The organism is Nocardia sp. NPDC059180 (assembly GCF_042754945.1).
Taxonomy (GTDB): domain Bacteria; phylum Actinomycetota; class Actinomycetes; order Mycobacteriales; family Mycobacteriaceae; genus Nocardia.
The window spans coordinates 531,314-549,590 of the sequence record NZ_JBHZBU010000004.1 but is presented as its reverse complement, the minus strand read 5'-3'; the positions used below and the strand labels follow the sequence as shown (position 1 = coordinate 549,590).

At 67.9% G+C, this 18,277-nt stretch carries 11 protein-coding genes; 8 read left to right on the top strand and 3 right to left on the bottom strand.

What is annotated here, in order from left to right:
- Positions 1–65 precede the first annotated feature (65 nt).
- Together ACFXNW_RS16565 and ACFXNW_RS16560 are read left to right on the top strand one after the other, a co-directional pair.
- Positions 66–3,737: an ABC transporter ATP-binding protein gene (locus tag ACFXNW_RS16565; protein ID WP_379418529.1), complete on the top strand. Its 3,672-nt coding sequence runs from the start codon at positions 66–68 to the stop codon at positions 3,735–3,737.
- A 107-nt stretch (positions 3,738–3,844) separates the two neighbouring features.
- Positions 3,845–7,657 (top strand): multifunctional oxoglutarate decarboxylase/oxoglutarate dehydrogenase thiamine pyrophosphate-binding subunit/dihydrolipoyllysine-residue succinyltransferase subunit, encoded by a 3,813-nt coding sequence (locus ACFXNW_RS16560; protein ID WP_379418528.1) that lies wholly within the window; start codon positions 3,845–3,847, stop codon positions 7,655–7,657.
- Positions 7,658–7,898: 241 nt separating this feature from the next.
- On the opposite strand, the gene ACFXNW_RS16555 is transcribed toward ACFXNW_RS16560, so the two are convergent.
- Entirely contained in the window at positions 7,899–8,894 is a 996-nt protein-coding gene (locus ACFXNW_RS16555) for an alpha/beta fold hydrolase (RefSeq protein ID WP_379418527.1), read from the bottom strand.
- A 134-nt stretch (positions 8,895–9,028) separates the two neighbouring features.
- Between ACFXNW_RS16555 and ACFXNW_RS16550 the strand changes: the two genes are divergently transcribed.
- Together ACFXNW_RS16550 and ACFXNW_RS16545 are read left to right on the top strand one after the other, a co-directional pair.
- Positions 9,029–9,622, top strand: coding sequence for a TetR/AcrR family transcriptional regulator (locus tag ACFXNW_RS16550; protein WP_379418526.1), 594 nt, complete (start codon positions 9,029–9,031; stop codon positions 9,620–9,622).
- Positions 9,623–9,701: 79 nt separating this feature from the next.
- Positions 9,702–10,613, top strand: coding sequence for a LysR family transcriptional regulator (locus ACFXNW_RS16545; RefSeq protein ID WP_379418525.1), 912 nt, complete (start codon positions 9,702–9,704; stop codon positions 10,611–10,613).
- Between the two features lie 17 nt (positions 10,614–10,630).
- On the opposite strand, the gene ACFXNW_RS16540 is transcribed toward ACFXNW_RS16545, so the two are convergent.
- Entirely contained in the window at positions 10,631–11,374 is a 744-nt protein-coding gene (locus ACFXNW_RS16540) for an SDR family oxidoreductase (protein ID WP_379418524.1), read from the bottom strand.
- 96 nt (positions 11,375–11,470) lie between these two features.
- On the bottom strand, positions 11,471–12,262 hold the full coding sequence (locus ACFXNW_RS16535) for an SDR family oxidoreductase (protein WP_379418523.1): 792 nt from the start codon (positions 12,260–12,262) through the stop codon (positions 11,471–11,473).
- Positions 12,263–12,671: 409 nt separating this feature from the next.
- On the opposite strand from ACFXNW_RS16535, the gene ACFXNW_RS16530 reads away from it, so the two are divergent.
- From ACFXNW_RS16530 to ACFXNW_RS16515, 4 genes are read left to right on the top strand one after another with little or no spacing between them, the layout of a single operon-like run.
- Positions 12,672–12,968: an acyl carrier protein gene (locus tag ACFXNW_RS16530; protein ID WP_379418522.1), complete on the top strand. Its 297-nt coding sequence runs from the start codon at positions 12,672–12,674 to the stop codon at positions 12,966–12,968.
- Positions 12,965–14,071 (top strand): acyl-CoA dehydrogenase family protein, encoded by a 1,107-nt coding sequence (locus ACFXNW_RS16525; protein ID WP_379418521.1) that lies wholly within the window; start codon positions 12,965–12,967, stop codon positions 14,069–14,071. Before ACFXNW_RS16530 ends, ACFXNW_RS16525 begins: the two co-directional genes overlap by 4 nt.
- The gene (locus ACFXNW_RS16520; RefSeq protein ID WP_379418520.1) at positions 14,068–15,069 is read left to right on the top strand and encodes a 3-oxoacyl-ACP synthase; all 1,002 of its coding nucleotides are present in this window, start codon (positions 14,068–14,070) and stop codon (positions 15,067–15,069) included. The genes ACFXNW_RS16525 and ACFXNW_RS16520 overlap by 4 nt, the downstream gene beginning before the upstream one ends.
- The gene (locus ACFXNW_RS16515) at positions 15,066–18,263 is read left to right on the top strand and encodes an HAD-IIIC family phosphatase (RefSeq protein ID WP_379418519.1); all 3,198 of its coding nucleotides are present in this window, start codon (positions 15,066–15,068) and stop codon (positions 18,261–18,263) included. The genes ACFXNW_RS16520 and ACFXNW_RS16515 overlap by 4 nt, the downstream gene beginning before the upstream one ends.
- The last annotated feature ends 14 nt before the right edge of the window (positions 18,264–18,277 follow it).

Sequence of the window (18,277 nt, the reverse complement as noted above, 5' to 3'; positions counted from 1 at the left end):
ATATGGTCGATGGCAGATGGTGAGGGGTGGTTGACGGGGGGCTGGTTGTGAATGGATCGGCGCGGGTGAGCACGAAGGTAGCCGGGGGGTTCGAGGTCGGGACGCAGGCGCCCGGCTGGATTCGGCGGCTGTGGGGGGAGAGCGCGCGGCATCGTCGTACCGTTGCCGGGATCGCGGCTGCGGTGCTGGCAGGTGCGGCCGCTGAAATCGTGGCGCCGCTGCTGACCAAGCGTGCCGTCGACGCGGCGGGGATCGGCGATACCGGAGTGATCGGTACCGTTGCCGCGCTGCTGGTGCTGCTGGCCGTCGGGCGGTTCGTCGCGTCATTCGGGCGGCGGCTGCTGGCCGGGCGGCTCTCGCTGGACGTTCAGCATTCCCTTCGCGTGGATCTGCTCGGCTCGCTGCAACGGCTCGACGGCGCGGGGCAGGACGCCATCCGTACCGGGCAGGTGGTCTCGCGTTCGATCACCGACCTGCAACTGGTGCAGGGATTGCTGGCGATGGCGCCGCTGTCGGGGATGTCGCTGCTGCAATTCGTACTGGCCGCTGCGGTGATGATGTGGCTGTCGCCGCTGCTGGCCACGGTCGCGCTGCTGGTGGTGCCCGCCATCGCGGTGGTGGTGTACCGGATACGGCCTCGGCTGTACGCGGCCACCTGGTCGGCGCAGCAGCGCGCCGCCGACCTCGCCCAGCATGTCGAGGAAACGGTCACCGGCGTCCGCGTGGTCAAGGGATTCGGCCAGGAAGCGCGGATGGTCGACCTGCTCGAACGCCACGGCCGCACCCTGTTCGCCGAACGCATGCGCGCCGCGATGATCAACTCCCGCTTCGCACCGACCCTGGCGGCCATCCCGCAGGTGGGGTTGGTGGCCGTGGTCGCGCTCGGCGGCGTGCTCGCCATGCACGGCAACATCGGGCTCGGCACCTTCCTCGCCTTCACCGCCTACGTCGCCACCATGACCACCACCGCACGAACCATGGCCTCGGTGGTGATCATGGCCCAGCTCACCAGGGCTGCCGCCGAACGGGTGTACCAGGTGATCGATGCCGCGCCTACGGTCGCCGATCCGGAACATCCGGCGGAACTGCCGGACGGGCCCCTCGGTGTCGATATCGACGCGCTCACCTTCGGGTTCGATCCCGACCGGCCGGTGCTGCGCGGTCTCGATCTCACAGTTCACCCAGGTGAGACGGTGGCGATCATCGGACCCGCGGGTTCAGGGAAGACCACCCTGTCGCTGCTGCTCCCCCGGTTCTACGCGCCGGATTCGGGCGGGATCCGGCTGTTCGGGACGGCACCGGAGGACGGCGCAGACATCGCCCACCTCAGGGCCACCGACCTGCGGTCCGCCATCGGTGTGGTCTTCGACGATCCGTTCTTGTTCTCCGACACCATCGCCGCGAATATCGCGCTCGGCAGCCCCGAGGCGACCGATGCCGAGATCCGGCGGGCGGCGAAGCAGGCCGCGGCCGACGACTTCATCGGCGACCTGCCCGACGGGTACGACACCGTGGTCGGTGAGCGCGGGCTGACGCTGTCCGGTGGCCAGCGTCAGCGCATTGCCTTGGCTCGCGCGCTGCTGGCCCGGCCGCGCATTCTGGTTCTCGACGACGCCACATCCGCCGTCGACGCCGTCACCGAGGCCGCGATCTTCGACGCCCTACCCGATGTGGGCGAACGGACCACAATCATCCTGGCCCACCGCGAATCCACCCTCGCCCACGCCGACCGGGTCATCCGGCTGCCCGCGCCCGCCCACGCCCAGCCGGCCTTTGCGCCACCGGTCCCTGAGCTCCCGCGAAGAACACCGAGGGGCTCAGGCCGAGCCGCGGCCGCCGACCTGAGCGAGACGCCGGAACTGCGGCGCACCATCGAGCGGCTCCCACCGGCCACCGAAGAGCCCGGCCTCGACGACGCGCGGCTGCGCAAGCCCGACCCCGGCTTCCGGTTGATCCGGTTGCTGTGGCCGGTGCGCGCCTTGGTTGCGACGGTCGTGGTGCTGCTAGCGCTCGAGGCCCTGATCGGCATCGGGTTCCCGCCGATCGTGCGCTACGCGATCGATGCCGGGGTCGGCGATGCGGAGTCGAGCGCACTGCTGCGAGCCGCCGTGCTCGGCACGGTGCTGGTGCTCGCGGGGTGGATCGTCGCCGCCGCGGCCACCACGCTCACTGCCCGCACCGGCGAGCGCGTGCTCTACGGGCTCCGGGTCCGTAGCTACGCGCATCTACAGCGGCTCGGCCTCGACTACTTCGAGCGGGAACTGTCCGGTCGGATCATGACCCGGATGACCACCGACGTGGACGCGCTGTCCACCTTCTTGCAGACAGGAGTCTCGACCGCGCTGGTCAGCGCGTTGTCGCTGGTGGCGATCGCGGTGGCACTGCTGGTCATCGACACCACGCTGGCGCTGGTCGTGCTGCTCGGGGTGCTGCCGCCACTGGTGATCGCGACGGTGATCTTCCGGCGCGTGTCCTCTGCCGCCTACACGATCTCGCGCGAACACGTCTCCACCGTCAACGCCGACTTCCAGGAGAACATCAGCGGCCTGCGCGCGGTGCAGGCATACCGGCACGAGCCGCTCGCGGCCCGCCGCTTCGCCGAATACTCCGAGCGCTACCGGCACAGCCGGATGCGGGCCCAGCGCGCGATCGCGCTGTATTTCGCGTTCATCTCGGCCTGGTCGGACCTGGCGCTGGCCATGGTCGTCTACGTCGGGGCTCGCGAGATCGCGGGTGGCACCACCAGCGCGGGCACCCTGGTCGCGTTCGTGCTCTACCTGGAACTGTTGTTCGGCCCGGTGCAGCACCTGTCCCAGGTCTTCGACGGCTACCAGCAGGCCAAGGTCGGACTGCGCCGGATCGGCGCACTGCTGCGCACCGAGTCCTCGATCGCCGCCGACCCGTCCGACGCCGTCGCCATTACCGGCCGGCTCGACGGCGCCGTCGCTCTCGACCGGGTGCACTTCGCCTATCCGGGCACCGAGCAGCCCGCCCTCGACGGCGTCGCATTGGACATCCCGGCCGGCACAACGCTGGCGTTGGTCGGTGCGACGGGTGCGGGCAAATCGACCATCGTCAAGCTGCTCGCGCGGCTCTACGACCTGCCGCCCGACGGCGCGGGCGCGGTCCGGGTCGACGAGGTGGACATCCGTGACTACCGCCTCGGCGACTACCGTGCCCGGCTCGGCATCGTCCCGCAAGAAGCTCACCTGTTCACCGGCGACGTCGCCAGCAACATTGCATTCGGGAAACCATCGGCAACCGCACAACAGATCGCGGCGGCCGCCGATGCGGTCGGCGCGGGGTCGATGATCGCCGGACTACCCCACGGCATGGGTCAGCCGGTGGGTGAACGCGGCCGCGGGTTGTCGGCCGGGCAGCGTCAGCTGATCGCCCTCGCCAGGGCCGAACTGGTCGATCCCGACCTGCTGCTGCTGGACGAGGCGACGGCGACCCTCGACCCGGACACCGAGGAATCGGTACTGGTAGCGACGAAATCGCTGGCGCGCAATCGGACCACGGTTGTGGTGGCGCACCGGCTGGCGACAGCGGCGCGCGCCGACCGGATCGCCGTCGTCGACCACGGCCGGATCGTGGAAATCGGCACCCACGGCGAGCTGGTTGCCGCGGGCGGCGCGTATGCCCGGCTCTGGGCAGCGGCCGGAGAACGGGAGGGAATATTCTCAGCGGGGGACGGGTCGTCACCATGGAGGAGCGGCCTGTCCACCGGTCGGTAGCACCACCAATTCGGGGCTGGGCCTATCCTCGACAGAGGGCGCATCGGCGCATATCCGCCGATACCCCGTGCCGGGCACGTCACAAACGTCGCAGCGCGAAGAACGAAATGAGGCGAACACCTGCTGTGAGCAGCTCAACTTCCCAGTTCGGACAGAACCAGTGGTTAGTCGACGAGATGTATCAAAAGTTCAAGAAGGATCCATCATCGGTCGATGAAAGTTGGCACGAGTTCCTCGCCGATTACACCCCAGACGCCTCCGGTGAGTCCGTAGCCGGTCAGCCGACGCCCGCGCAGGCACCCGCCCCGGCACCCGCGCAGGCTGCGACGACCGCGCCGGTGAACTCCGCCCAGGCGCCCGCGCCCAAGGCCGCCGCGCCCGCTCCGGCCCCGGCGCCGAAGCCCGCCGCCACGGCTCCGGCCGCCGCCGCGCCCGCCAAGCCCGCGCAGGCCACGCAGCAGGCTCGCGCCCCGAAGACCACCCCGGCGCCCACCTCCAACGCCGCGCCGACCTCGGGTGGGCCCAAGCCGGCCGCCGCCGAGGCCGACCAGGCGAAGGTGCTGCGCGGTGCGGCCGCCGCGGTGGCCAAGAACATGTCCGCCTCGCTCACCATCCCCACCGCGACAAGCGTTCGTGCCATCCCGGCCAAGCTGATGATCGACAATCGCCTGGTCATCAACAACCATCTGGCCCGCACCCGCGGCGGCAAGATCTCCTTCACCCACCTGCTCGGCTACGCGATCGTGCAGGCGATCAAGGCCTTCCCGAACATGAACCGGCATTTCGCCGAGATCGACGGGAAGCCCAACTCGATCACTCCCGCGCACACCAACCTCGGCCTGGCGATCGACCTGCCAGGCAAGGACGGCAACCGTGCGCTGGCCGTGGCCGCCATCAAGGGCACCGAGGAGATGACCTTCGGGCAGTTCCACACCGCCTACGAGGACGTCGTGCGCCGTGCCCGTGAGGGCAAGCTGACCACCGCGGACTTCAGCGGCGTCACCATCTCGCTCACCAACCCCGGCACCATCGGCACCGTGCACTCGGTGCCGCGGCTGATGTCGGGCCAGGGCGCCATCGTCGGCGCGGGCGCGATGGAGTTCCCGGCCGAGTTCCAGGGCATGAGCGATGAACGCATCGCCGATATCGGCGTCGGCAAGCTGATGACGCTGACCTCGACCTACGACCACCGCATCATCCAGGGCGCGGAGTCCGGCGACTTCCTGCGCACCATCCACCAGCTGCTGATCTCCGACGAGTTCTACGACGAGATCTTCCACGGCCTCGGCGTGCCGTACGAGCCGATCCGCTGGCGCAAGGATGTCAGGGAGCGCGGCGTCGACAAGAGTTCGCGCGTGCTCGAGCTGATCGCCGCCTACCGCAACCGTGGCCACCTGATGGCCGACACCGATCCGCTGCGGCTGGTCAAGGACAAGTTCCGTAGCCATCCCGACCTCGACGTCACCCAGCACGGGCTGACGCTGTGGGACCTCGACCGCGAGTTCAACGTCGGCGGCTTCCACGGCCAGGAGCGGATGAAGCTGCGCGAAGTGCTGTCGGTGCTGCGCGATTCCTACTGCCGCCACGTCGGTGTCGAGTACACCCACATCCTGGAGACCGACCAGCTCAAGTGGATCCAGGAGCGCGTCGAGCAGAAGCACGTCAAGCCGACCGTCGCCCAGCAGAAGTACATCCTGAACCGGCTGAATGCGGCCGAGGCGTTCGAGACCTTCTTGCAGACCAAGTACGTCGGGCAGAAGCGGTTCTCGCTGGAAGGCGCCGAGGCCGTCATCCCGATGATGGACGCGACGATCGACCAGGGCGCCGAGCATTCGCTCGACGAGGTCGTCATCGGTATGCCGCACCGTGGCCGGTTGAATGTGCTGGCCAACATCGTCGGCAAGCCGTACTCGAAGATCTTCACCGAGTTCGAGGGCAACATGAACCCGGCCGCCACCCACGGCTCCGGCGACGTGAAGTACCACCTCGGCGCGCGCGGCACCTACCTGCAGATGTTCGGCGACAACGAGATCGAGGTCTCGCTCACCGCGAACCCCTCGCACCTCGAGGCAGTCGACCCGGTGCTCGAGGGTCTGGTCCGCGCCAAGCAGGACCTGCTGGACAAGGGCGACGGCCCCGAGGGCTTCTCGGTCATGCCGCTGATGCTGCACGGTGACGCCGCGTTCGCCGGTCAGGGCGTGGTCGCCGAAACGCTGAACCTGTCGGGTCTGCGTGGTTACCGCGTAGGTGGAACCATCCACATCGTGGTGAACAACCAGATCGGCTTCACCACCGCCCCGGAGAACAGCCGCTCCACCGAATACTCCACCGACATCGCGAAGTTCATCGGTGCGCCGATCTTCCACGTCAACGGTGACGATCCAGAGGCCTGTGACTGGGTCGCGCGCCTGGCGGTCGACTTCCGGCAGAAGTTCCGCAAGGACGTGGTCATCGACCTGATCTGCTACCGCCGCCGTGGCCACAACGAGGGCGACGACCCGTCGATGACCCAGCCGTACATGTACGACGTCATCGACACCAAGCGCTCGGTGCGCAAGAGCTACACCGAGAGCCTGATCGGCCGTGGCGATATCTCCATGAAAGAGGCCGAGGACGCGCTGCGCGACTACCAGGGCCAGCTGGAGCGTGTGTTCAACGAGGTCCGCGAGCTGGAGAAGTACTCGCCGGAGCCCAGTGAATCGGTCGAGGACGATCAGAAGGTGCCCGCGACGGTGCAGACCGCCGTGGACAAGTCGGTCCTGCAGCGCATCGGCGACGCGTTCCTCAACGTGCCCGAAGGCTTCAACGTGCATCCGCGCGTCAAGCCGGTGCTGGAGAAGCGGCGCGATATGGCCTACGAAGGCAAGGTCGACTGGGCCTTCGCCGAGCTGCTCGCCTTCGGCACGCTGATCGATGAGGGCCGCGCGGTGCGGTTGACCGGCCAGGACTCCCGTCGTGGCACGTTCACCCAGCGCCATTCGGTGATCATCGACCGCAAGACGGCCGAGGAATACACCCCGCTGCACAACATCGGCTCGGCCAACCCGGGCTGGTTCGCGGTGCACGATTCGGCGCTGAGCGAATTCGCCGCCGTCGGCTTCGAATACGGCTACTCGCTGGGCAACCCGGACGCGCTGGTGTTGTGGGAGGCGCAGTTCGGTGACTTCGTCAACGGCGCGCAGTCCATCATCGACGAGTTCATCTCCTCCGGTGAGGCCAAGTGGGGCCAGCTCTCGGAGGTTGTGCTGCTGCTGCCGCACGGTCACGAGGGTCAGGGACCGGACCACACTTCCGGCCGCATCGAGCGCTTCCTGCAGCTGTGCGCGGAGGGTTCGATGACGGTGGCGGTGCCGTCCACCCCGGCGAACTACTTCCACCTGCTGCGTCGCCATCAGCTCGACGGCATCCGCCGTCCGCTGATCGTCTTCACCCCGAAGTCGATGCTGCGCAACAAGGCCGTGGTCAGCGATCTGAAGGATTTCACCGAGAGCAAGTTCCACTCGGTGTTCGACGAGCCCACCTACGAGCAGGGCATCGGCGATCGCGGCAAGGTCAAGCGGGTGCTGCTGACCAGCGGCAAGCTCTACTACGAGCTGGCCGCGGCCAAGGCCAAGCAGAAGCGCGAGGACGTCGCGATCGTGCGGATCGAGCAGCTGTACCCGATGCCGAAGTTCCGTCTGAACGAGGCACTGGCCGGCTACGCGAACGCCACCGACATCGCCTGGGTCCAGGAGGAACCGGCCAACCAGGGCGCCTGGCCGTTCTATGGCCTGAACCTGCCCGAGCTGCTGCCCGAGCGCTTCGGCAGGCTGCGCCGGATCTCGCGGCGTGCCATGTCGGCGCCGTCCTCGGGTTCGAGCAAGGTGCACGCGGTCGAGCAGGCCGAGATCATCGACGAGGCCTTCGAACCGACCGACTGATTACTGATCGGTGACCGACGCCGGGTCCTGATTCGCTCTCTGGCAGAGTGATTCGGGCCCGGCGTCGGGCTTTTCAGGCGGAGGTACAACCGGAGAACCGCCGGAGCAGCCACACTGTGCTCGTCGATGGTCACGATGGACGAGGCTCGGTTGAGCGCTCGAAACGCACAGGACCTCACATTTATTACCGAGTTGTCACCCGAGACCGGGCTACGACCCACCCGTCGACCAGATCGCCGTCCTAGCCGGCACGCTCCGGTGAATCGGCGCCATTATGTCCGCCGAGCTTCCGGTTCCTGTTGGGCGTCGGGGCGCCCGCGATGAACTCGGTGATGATCGCGGCGGAGGTCTCGGGTTGCTCGAAATGCGGTAGATGCCCGACACCGTCCAGGAAGCGAATATCGGCATGGGAGAAAACGTCGGCGAGGTGATCGCGGCTCGGTGGCGGGGTGATTCGGTCGTCGGTACCCCAGAGGATCTGCAGCGGAATGCCTCGGGAATCGAGGTCTCGGTACAGGTCGCCGGCGTCGTGGATCGGGATGTTGCGCAGCGCCGACAGCAGCGCCCGCTTGAATCCGCGGTACCGAAGCTCCGGAAGGAACCGGGACGCCACTCGCTCGACGACGCGGCTGTGCGTCGAATAGCCCGGAATACGCGCGGTCAGGGCGCGGTCTCCGACGATCCGGAAGAACGGTCCACCGATCACAGGTAGTAGCGCGATCCGCAGGCCGAGATTGATCGGCACACCGAACCCGTCCGGGGCGATCAGGCATACGCGCGAGACCCGCTGCGGATTGCGCACGGCGAACTCCGCGGCGATGGGGCCGCCGAACGCCAGCGCGACGATGGTGATCGGACGGTCGACCTCGAGCCGGTCGAGCAATTCCAGAATCTGAGCTTCGAACAGTTCGTAGTTGTAGTCGGTATGCGGCCGATCACTGAATCCCATGCCGTACCGGTCGTATCGGATCGCCCGAGCACCGGCGTCCGCGATCCGGTCGAACAGGCCGTCCCAGATCCATTGCGACAGCGTCGCTCCCGAGAAGTACAGCACGGGTTCGCCCTTGGCCGGGCCCGCGACCTCGTAGTGAGTGATGCCGTGGCTCGAATGCAGGAACGACCCGGGCGCATCCTGCCGTGCCTGCGGCCCCATCGGGACCGGCTCGTCGGTCAGATATTTCATCACCAGGGGAACAATTCCCGCGCTCAACAGGGCAATTCGCATACGACGTGACATCGGGGCGCTTCCTTTGCTCATGGCCGGCGTCAGCACAGCCCACGGCAGGGACCGCGCGACCAATTTCTTGCACACTCGTTCTATTAACGATGGCGCTAAGCTAGCACACGCGTTCAAGGAATGGAAGGTCCGAGATGGCACGTCCGGTGGATCATGAACGACGGGCCCGGCTGCTCGAGGCGGCGGGCGACTACGTCATCGAGTACGGCCTGTCCGACCTGTCGCTACGACCGCTGGCCCGTGAACTGGGAGTGACCACCACAACTCTGGTGCATCACTTCGGTAGCCGAGATCAACTGCTCGCGGCGATCATCGGCCAGGTCCGCGGCCGCATGCTGCACGCCGTCGACATCCAGGGCGCAGCCGCGACCGACCCCTACACGCTGGTCTCCCGCGCGTGGAAGTGGCTGACCGACCCGCAGCACGCGCCCCTGTACCGGTTGCTGTTCGAAATCTACGGAAACGCTCTGCAACAACCCCAGACCTATGCCCCATTCCTTGCGCACATCGTCGACGATTGGCTCCGCATCCTGACTGCCGCATTCGAAGCCGGTGGCGACGACCACGTCGCGGCAACGACCAAAGCCACTCTGGCGATCGCCACCTCCCGCGGTTTGCTGCTCGATCTGCTGACCACCGGAGACTCCGACCGAATCACTGCGGCATTCGGCGCCTTCGAGACAAACCTCAGCCGGATCAATGGCGCTGAGGCTCGCCCAATGGAGTAAAAGCGCCCCATTCCGTGTTGTGACACTCACTGCTACAGCGATGACAGCGTGGTGGACCGCGGTCCCCGCAGGGAAGGGAATGACGCCGGTGAGCCTTCGCCAGTTCGAGTACGCCCTTGCCGTTGCCGAGGCGGGTTCGGTGACGGCGGCGGCGGAGCGGCTGCACGTCGCCCAGCCGTCGGTGTCGCAGCAGATCCGCGGCCTGGAACGGGAACTGGGCGTGCAACTGTTCGCCCGCACGCCTGCCGGTCTGGTGCCCACCGCGGTCGGCCGGGCGTTCCTGCGGGACGCCGAGGCCGCCGTGAGCGCGGCGCGCCGGGCCCGGGCGACGGCAAGGGCCGGTGGCGATGAGCTGGTGGGTGAGCTGGTGGTCGCGGCGCAGATGGGCCTGGGTACTCGGCAGCTACCGGGGGCGCTGAGCGCGCTGCGCCACCGCTTCCCGCTGCTGGAAGTCACCATCTTCGAAGAGCCGAACCCCACCGAACTGGAGCGGCTGGCGCGGCGGGGCGCATTGGATCTCGCCCTGATGGCCGGTCCATGTGGCGACGACGGACCCTACGACGGCCACCATCTCGGCGACGAGGAGTTCGTGGTCGTGCTCGGCGCCGGGCACCGGCTGCTCGCCGCGGACCGGGTCGAGCTGGGTGAACTGGCGCGGGAGCCGTGGGTGCGGTTCGACCACGACAGCGCGCTCGACGGCGTGCTGCGCGATGTGCTGGGGGACAACCGGCTCGCCCCTACCACGGTCGCCCGCGTATCCCAGACGGCGACGGCTGTGCGCTGGGCCGCCCACGGGCTGGGGGTGACGCTCGTCCCGGCGTCCGCGGTGCCCCATGGTCACGAGCACCTCGTACGCCCGGTGTTCCCGGTCGTATCCCAGCCCGTCATCGCCGCGGTCCGGCCCGGCGCGGGCCCGGCGGAGACGGTCCTGCTCGAACTCCTGCGGCAAGAGACCTGGCTCGAGTCCGCCTCCTTCGTCCCGGTGTCCTGACGATCCGGCAAGTCGGCTCAGAGCTGGGTGGCACCCCCGTCCGCGACGAACTCGGCGCCGGTGGTGAAGGTGGCATCGAAGGCGAGGAATGCGGCCGCCCTGGCGATCTCGTCGGGGGTGCCGAGACGCCGCATGGGATTGCCCGCGATCTGTTGCGCCTTGAACTGTTCGGCTTCCTCCTCGGTCATCCCGTTCCCGAGAATCCCCGTGTCGACAGGACCGGGGCTGATCGCATTGACCCGGATTCCGCGCGGAAGCAGCTCACCGGCGAGGCTGCGGGCCATCGAGCGCAGCGCCGCTTTACCTGCTGAATAGACACTGGTTGTCGGTATACCGACAACGTTTGCGGTCGACGTGGTGAGGACGACCCCGGCGCCCGGGCTCAGCAGTGGGGCGAGTTTCTGGACGGTGAAGTAGGCGCCCTTGACGTTGATGTCGAACATCTCGTCGTAGAACTGCTCGGTCGTCGATTCGAGGGGCATGGTGCGTGCGATGCCTGCGTTGACGAACAGCGCCTCCAACGTCGCGAACTCGCCCGTCACACGCTCGGCCAGAGCCTCGAGGTCCGATAGTGCGGCCACATCGCCGCGGACGGCGACCACGTTCTCACCGAGGCGCGCACGCGCGGTATCGAGTGCGGTCTGCGATCGACCGGTGATCATCACCCGCGCTCCCCCATCGACCAGTAGTTTCGCCATCGCGAACCCGATACCGTTGCTGCCTCCGGTGATCACGACATTCTTTTCGCTGTACTTGCCCATGCCAGGGTTCTCTTCTTTCTCACGAACTCGGTGATGTATCGGATTCAATTTCGACACGATTTATTCCTGAAATGGCGTTCCGGAATTGCAACGGCGTCAGCCGCGGTGGAATTCGCCACCGTCCACGACGAGACCGCTCCCGGTCAGCCAGCTCGCCCGGTCGGACACGAGGAACAGCACCGCGTCGGCGATATCGTCGGGCCGGCCCTCGCGCCCGAGCGGCACGCTGCCGTCGGCCGCGATCGGCGCCGCGGCGACGTCCCGGTCCACCGCATCGAGCTGTGCCCACTGCTCCCGCGTTGCTTCGCCACCGGGGGTGGCGGTTCTGCCGGGAGATACGGTGTTGACCCGGATCCCGAACGGGGCCAGCTCCGCGGCCAGCCCTCGGCTGTAGTTCTCCAGCGCCGCCTTCGCCGCCGTGTAGTGCAGGAACGGCGCTACCGGGGTGGGGACCGCGGCCGAGGAGACGTGCACGATCATTCCCGAACGCCGTTCCCGCATACCCGGTGTCAGCAGCGAGTCCAGCCGGACCGCCGCCAGGAGATTCAGCTCCAGCGCGTCCTGCCACTCCTCGTCGGGGATCGCCGAGCTGCCGCGGTGCGGTCGCGCGCCACCCGCGTTGTGGACCAGGATGTCGACGCCGCCGAGCATCTTCTGCGCGGCCGTGGCGAGCGCCTGGGCTCCGGCCCGTGTCCGCACATCGGCCGCCACGAACGCGGCTCCCTCCGGCACGGTGCCGGTCGCCGACCTGGCGGTCGTGAGCACCTCCGCTCCCGCATCCAGGAGTTGGCGGACGACAGCCGCCCCGATTCCGCGAGAACCACCCGTGACCAGGGCCCGTTTTCCCGCGAGTTCTCGCGTACCCGATCCGTTCTCGATCGTGGCCATGCCACCGTTCCTCTCGCTCGCGTATTCGACCGCTCGACGGAAAATACCGATGTGCACAGAGCGCGATTCTTTCGGAGAAATCGCAGTCGCCACCTCGTCGAGCTATTTCACGGTATGTCCGGAAAAGAATGTGACGCAAAGACGAAATTGCAGCAGGCGGTATAGGTAATTCCTATGGCCGTCCGCTTGCACCGATGAGCGCACCGCACCGGTACGACAGTGAGCACCGATGCCGTCGCCACCGACCGGGCGAGATCCGGGGAGCGCTAGCAAGTTTCGACGCCCCCGGCAGAACCATCGCCCAACCAATTGGGGGCAGCGCGAACCCTTTCGCGCAGGTGGCGCGCGGACGTACGGTCGTCACGCTGCCGGCAGGCAGAGCTGTGTCCGGTGACGTTAGGGCTAGCACGTGAGCGAGAACGCCGAGTTCGATGACAGCGCCGCGCCGCGGGCGCTGGTCGATCAGCTGCTGCGGCATTTCAGTGTGATCACCTCGGCCGAGCTCGGGCCCGATGACGACTATTTCGAGCTCGGGCTGGTGAATTCGCTGCGGGCGCTGGAGATCGTCGCATATCTGGAGCGCACATTCGGGTTCGAGGTCGATATCGAGGATCTGGATCTGGACAACTTCCGGACGGTCAATCGTGCGGCCGCGTTCGTCGACCGCAAGCGTGGCGCCCTGACCCGCGCGGACGGCGTCGGGTGAGTGATCTGGACGCGCTCTTGCGCGCCGCGCAGACCGAGGCCGCCGAATGGGATCGGTTGGGGTTGCCGCGTGAGGTGGTCGCCGCGGCGGCCGCTGCCGGGCTTTTCGGGGTGGATCGGCCGGAGAAGTTCGGCGGTGGCGGTGCCGATGCGCATGAGGTGGGACGGATCGCCGCGCAGGTGGGTGCGGTCTGCACTTCGCTGCGTTCGCTCTACACCGTGCAGGGGCTGGTGGCTGCTGCCGTGGACCGTTGGGGCACTGCTGAGCAGCGGGAACGGTGGTTGCCCGAGTTCACTTCGGGTGCGCTTGTCGCGGGATTGGCGGCGACGGAGGCCGGTGCGGGCAGCGATCTTTCAGCCGTGAGCACGAGCATCATCGCCGACGGCGCCGGCTACCGGTTGTCCGGTCGAAAGCTGTGGGTGAGCTTCGGCGCGCTGGCCGACGTCCTCCTGGTCGTCGGCCGAGCACCGGCGGGCATGATCGCCGCACTGGTACCGACGGCGCAGCCCGCCATCACGGTCGAACCGGTCACCGATCAGCTCGGTATGCGCGGTGCGCGGCTGGCCCACATCACCTTCGATGCGGTGGCGGTGCCCACCGATGACGTGCTGGCTCGCCCGGGGTTCGGCCTGTCGCATGTGGTCGGCACAGCGCTCGATCACGGCCGGTTCACCATCGCGTGGGGGTCCCTCGGGATGGCGCGGGCCTGCCTGGACGACGCCGGCGCACATGCCCGCACCCGCGTACAGGGCGATACCCGGCTCGCCGATCACCAGATGGTGCGTGCCTCGCTCGGCCGCAGCTGGGTGCAGGTGCAGGGCGCGCAGGCGTTGTGTGCGCGGGCCGCCGAACAGCGGGCCGACCGCGACCCGGACGCGCTCACCGTCACCATCGCCGCCAAGTACGCGGCGGCCGAGGCCGCGGCGACCGTCAGTGAGCGGGCGGTGCAGATTCTCGGCGCTGCCGGCTGCGCACCGGACAGCCGGGTCGGCCGGTTCTTCCGTGACGCGAAGGTCATGCAGATCATCGAAGGGGCACGTGAGGTGGCCGAACAGGACATCGGCGAATGGGTTCTGCGCGAGCGGCCGGAGGAGAGCCGATGACCGTCACGATGGGCCCGGTGGCGCTGTCGTTTCCCGAAACGTCGCTCGCCGTCACCGAATTGGCCGAACTCGCCGAGCTGACACCCGCACGCCGGGCGCACGCGCTCGCACTCGGCATCGACCGAGTGCGCTGCGCCGACAGTGACGACGAATCCGAACATGCCGCCCGCGCCGCCGAGACTGCCCTCGAGCGCGCCGGGCTGGCCGCGTCGGAGCTGGATGCGCTGCTGCTGGTCGGTGGCCGGGCGCCGAAGTATCTTTTGGCCTCGGACGCCACTCGGTTGCAGCATCGACTCGGCGCGAGCAATGCGTTCGTCGTGGGTGTCGGCGAACTGGGCTGCGTGTCGATTTCCGCGGCGTTCACGATGGCGTCGGCGCTGTTGCGTGGTGATGACCGTTGCCGCACCGTGCTGGTCGTCGCGGGTGCGCGCACTCCTACGCGGGCCCGGTATCGCGCGCCGATGACCGTGCTCGGTGATGGTGGCGGCGCGGTCCTGCTCGGCAAGGATGGCGCGGGCCGCTACGAACTCGTCGACCATCTGGTGCGCAGCGACGGCCGCTACGCCGATCTGTTCCGCATCGACTATCGCGGTGGACCCGACCGCGAGTGGGTGGAGGAATGCGCCGACGAGGCGACCTACAGCTTCCGGCTCGCCGTGGAGAGCCGCAAACGTCTCGCGCAGATGTCGGGGGAAATCCTGAACAGCAATGGTTTACGGCTCGACGAGCTCGACGCCGTGCTGATGCAGAACCTTTCGGTCGGCGCCTTCACCTTCTGGGAGGAAGCGCTCGAGGTGCGCATCGATCGCGCCTGCCATCGCAACCTCGCCGACTACGGCCATCTCGGTTCGCTGGACATGCTGGTGAATCTGGAATCCGCAGCGACGACCCTCGCGCCGGGCGATCACGCACTGCTGCTGAACAGCAGTCCGGTCGCGGCGTGGAGCACCAGTCTGCTGCGACGACTGCCCGAGCGGCCGGAGGTGGCCGGGTCATGACACCGATCGTGAAATGCCTGGTCTGGGATCTGGACGATACGGTCTGGGACGGGGTCGTGCTGGAGAACGATGCCGGTTCGCCGCGTCCGTGGGTGCGGGATGTGCTGCGACTGCTGGACGAACGCGGCATCGTGCACGCGATCGCCAGCCGTGGAATTCCCGAGGCGGCCACCACGCATCTGGACGAACACGGGCTGACCGACATGTTCTGTGCCGCGCAGATCGGCTGGGGCGCCAAATCGGCGGCGGTGCGCCGGATCGCCGAAACACTCAATATCGGCCTGGACGCGATCGCGTTCGTGGACAACGATCCTGTCGAGCGAGCCGAAGTGGCGGCGACGCTGCCCGAGGTGCGCTGCTACGACGCCGCCGATATCGAGCGCCTGCCGGACCTGCCCGAGTTCACCCCCGCGGTGATCACCGACGACGCCAGGCTGCGCCGCCTTCGCTATCGCGCCGAACAGGACCGCCGCAGCAGTGAGGCCGCCTTCACCGGCTCGGACACCGAATTCCTCACCTCGCTCGATCTGGTGATGACGGTGCGTCGCGCCACCGACGCCGACCTGACGCGCGCCCATGAACTCACCGTGCGCACCAACCAGCTCAACACCACCGGTCGCACCTTCGATATCGATGAGCTGCGCGAGCTGTCGAAGTCGCCATCGCATGAGGTGCTGGTGGCTTCGCTGCGCGACCGCTTCGGCGATTACGGCGCGATCGGGCTGGCTGTCACCGAGTCCCGCGGCGACGATGCGGTGGTTCTGCTGCTGCTCATGTCGTGCCGGGTGATGTCGCGCGGGGTGGGTGGGGCGCTGCTCGCGCATCTGATCGAGCGGGCCTGCGCGCGCGGGCAGCGGTGTGTCGCCGAGTTCGTGCCGACCGAGGCGAATCGGGTCATGTTGGTGACCTTGCGTTTCGCCGGGTTCGCGGTGCTGGAGTCGGCCCCGGAGCGGGTCCTGCTCGCACATGACGGTGCGAGTCCGGTGCCGAATACCGATCATGTGCTGCTGCGGGCGCCGGACGCGCCGGTGCCGCCGGGTGATCTGCTGACCGGGTTGTTGCGTCAGATCGGACTGGTGCCGGACCGGACTGCGGTCGTGGTCGGTGATCGGTCACTGACCTATCGCGAATTAGACAGTGCAACAGAGGCTCTCGCTGCTCGGATCGTGTCGGCCGGAGTCCGGCCCGGCCAGGTGGTGCTGTGCTACTTCCGGCAGAACCTGGACACCGTGATCGCCATGCTCGCTACGTTGCGGGCGGGTGCGGCGTGGTGCGTCATCGAGCCCGGTTATCCACGAGGGGCGTTGCGCGAGCTGTTCCGCGATATCGACTTGGGTGCCATCGTTTTCGACCCTGATGCGTCGGACACCAGCGTCGCGGAGGTCGAGGCGCTGGCTCCGGGGACGATGCTGCTACCGGTGGACGGCAGCACCCGCCGGACAGAGCATGCAGCGGGCGCCGGGCATCCCGACACTGCCCTAGCCGCGGATGAGACCGGACGCGCGCGGCACGTCCGGATCGAAGCAAACGCCACCCGAACCGAGGCCGCCCATGCCACGAACCCAGACGATGCCGGCCGGATGCCGAAGCCGGCGGACCCGAACCGGGCGACCGTACTGGATTCGACAGCCGCTCGCGCCCCGGCGACGGCATGTTTCGCCGATAGCCTTCCGGGTCGGACCGATCTGCCGCCAACTGCCCCGGCATATGTCCTGACCACGTCCGGGTCGACGGGTACTCCCAAGGCCGTTGTCGTGAGCCGCGCGAATGTGGCCGCGATGATCTCCGCCCGCGACTACCCGTATCGCGACGGCGAGTTGGTCTCGCTGTCGACCTGGCGGTTGACCGCCGATGGGTCACTGCTGTTCTCGCTGTGGACTTTCCTCCGGGGCGGCACAGTCGTGTTCCCGACCCATCGTGAGCTGCCCGACGCGGCTGCGGTCGCGGAGACCGTGCGGCGGCTACGTGTCACCCACCTGGCGTCGACGCCGTCGTTCTATCGCTTGTTGCTCGCTCAGATGTCCGATGAAGCCACGGGACCGCGTGTGGTGGCACTCGCGGGTGAAGCGCTGACGCCGGCGCTGGCGGCACAGCACCGCGAGGTACTGCCCGAAGCCGTGCTGATCAACGAGTACGGCCCCACCGAAGCCACGGTGACCTGCGTGTGGCACACAATCGCAGGCACGCCGGACCGCGTACCGATCGGCACTCCGATGCCGGGGTCGACGGCCCATGTGCTCGGCCACGACCTGATCCACGCCGAGGGCTCCGACGGCGAGCTCTATCTGGGCGGGGACCAGGTGACCGACGGTTACGCTGCCCGCCCGGGGCTGACCGCCACTCGGTTCGTCGCCGACCCCTATGGCCTCGAACCCGGTGCCCGCATGTACCGGACCGGCGATCTTGCTCGGCGAGATGAGGACGGCACCGTCGAATACCTCGGCCGCGGTGACGGCCAGGTGAAGGTTCGCGGCGCACGGGTCGAACGTCACGGCGTGGAGACGGTGCTGGAAACCCACCCGCGCGTCCGGCATGCGGTGGTGCTCGATGTAGGTGATGCCGACGAGGTCAGCGAACTCGTCGCATTCATCGTCGCCGAGAACGCGGCCACCGTACCGACACGGCGCGAGCTGACCGAGTTCTGCGCCGAACACCTCGAACACCTGGCGGTCCCGACCCGCTTCCTGCCCATCGACACCATCCCCATCGCGGCCGCGGGCAAAATGGACGAAGCCGCACTGCGCGCGCTCGCCTATGCACCCAGCCCCGCCGCGCCCGCACGCGACCGCAGCGGCTGGACGGACCTGCAGCGCGAACTCGCCGACCTGTGGGCCGACGTCCTGGAGCACGACGAATTCGACCGCGACGACTCCTTTTTCGAGCTGGGCGGCAACTCTCATCGCGTCGTGTTCCTGCATCTGGGCATCGAGCGACGCTGGCCGGGCGCGGTGCGGGTCGGCATGCTCTTCGACCTGTTCACCATCACCGCGCAGGCCGAAGCCGTTGCCGCCGCCCTCGCAAGCGTTTCGGGTGACACACCTGATGGGAGCAGCGATCCGACCGATCCGGGCCCCGCATCTGACGCAATCGGCCTGATCAGCGACCGCGTCGAGCCGAGCTCCGCGGACATTGTCACCGCCGAACATCCGCACCGGTCGTCCCCTTCTACCGCCCCCGTGGCCTTCGAACTGTGATCGCACAGGAGGAA